This is a genomic window from bacterium endosymbiont of Bathymodiolus sp. 5 South (assembly GCF_900128535.1).
In the GTDB taxonomy this organism is placed as follows: domain Bacteria; phylum Pseudomonadota; class Gammaproteobacteria; order PS1; family Pseudothioglobaceae; genus Thiodubiliella.
On the sequence record NZ_FQTR01000292.1, the window covers coordinates 1 to 1,494 of the forward strand.

Below are 1,494 nucleotides of genomic sequence, written 5' to 3' on the forward strand. Positions count from 1 at the left end.
CAAGTTTTGCCGAATTGGTGATTTTATGAAATATAGTCATAGCAAAGCTATGGCTGTGTTTCATAAAATTGTCAAGTTGGTGAAAAATGGCGTTTTGATGATTATTCATATTTATGCAAAGGTCTCTAAAGGATTAAAAATGACAAAACAAATCAATACTCTGTTTGCTGTACTCATGATGGTGCTTTTAATGATTGTCACGCGCGGACACGACAACTGGCTTTCATCAATGCTACATTTGCCTGATTTCACCATTCCCGCCTTATTTATTGCCGGCGTTTATTTTCGCAAGTTTTGGGTGGTCTTCACACTTATTTTGAGTAGCGTGGCAATTGATAATTACGCTATCGTGCATCAAGGTGTTAGTGCCCATTGTATCACTCCTGCTTATAGTTTACTGCCACTAACTTACTATGGTATTTTTTGGATCAGTAAAGCCATCAGTACTCTGGTAATTGATGACAATATCGTTAAAAATGCATTCGTTATTATCATTGCCACCTGCACGCAATGGTTCGCAGCCACAAGCAGTTATTACTTTTTCACGACGACTTATAGTCAAACAGGGTGGCGCGATTTTCCAGCATATGTAGCAAAATGGTCAATGATTGAAATTCCAACTACCCTGTCTTGGATGGCAATCATCATTATTACCTTTACACTAGTACCACGCATTAGTCCTGCGCTAAAGCTTCAAAAAAGTGACTAATGGGTACAAAGACAGAATGCAACGCAAAAAGGTGCATATTGATGCTCGCATTCAAGAGGCAAATATAGATAAAGGCATTATTGTCTTATTGACGGGTAATGGCAAGGGCAAATCTTCTTCCGCACTTGGTATGGTATGTCGTGCATTGGGCTATGAGTTGCAAGTTGCTATTGTCAAATTCTTAAAAGGCACACAAGCCACAGGCGAAGATGCTTTTCTTGCCAAACAGGAAAATGTCCGTATTATATCTATGAATACAGGCTTTACTTGGGACACACAAAACCAAGAATTTGATAAAAAAATGGCGTTAGAAACTTGGCAACAAGCGGAGCAATACCTTAAAGATAAAGCCATTAATTTAGTGGTCCTTGACGAACTTACCTATATGATTAACTACAAATACTTAGACGAACAAGTCATTTTAAATACACTCAACGCACGCCCAAAAAACCAACATGTGGTTATTACGGGTAGAGCTGCCTCAGAGGGTTTAATCAAAATTGCTGACACCGTTAGCAAAATAGCAGACACCAAACACGCTTTTAGGTCTAATATCAGAGCTCAAAAAGGCATTGATTTGTAACACATATTTTGTAGATACTAGAAAATTGCTTAATTATCAGATGTCAACTGATGATGCTATCAAAAGAGACCTTTACATAAATAGGAACAATCATCAGAAACCCACTTTTCACCCACTTGGCGATTTTTTAAACCCAGCCTTAGCCCTGCTAGGACAAGGTTTAAAGAAATCACCAATTGGGCAAAAATTGGATTTTGCTAAA

General features: G+C 38.2%; 2 protein-coding genes. Both read left to right on the forward strand.

Translation table 11 applies throughout. The features are described 5' to 3' along the window. The first annotated feature begins 139 nt into the window (after positions 1 to 139). Positions 140 to 709, forward strand: coding sequence for a hypothetical protein (locus tag BBROOKSOX_RS10910; RefSeq protein ID WP_139661831.1), 570 nt, complete (start codon positions 140 to 142; stop codon positions 707 to 709). Next, positions 702 to 1,292 carry a cob(I)yrinic acid a,c-diamide adenosyltransferase gene (cobO, locus tag BBROOKSOX_RS10915; protein ID WP_257607871.1) on the forward strand — a complete coding sequence of 197 codons (591 nt, stop codon included), beginning with the start codon at positions 702 to 704 and terminating at the stop codon, positions 1,290 to 1,292. Before BBROOKSOX_RS10910 ends, cobO begins: the two co-directional genes overlap by 8 nt. The last annotated feature ends 202 nt before the right edge of the window (positions 1,293 to 1,494 follow it).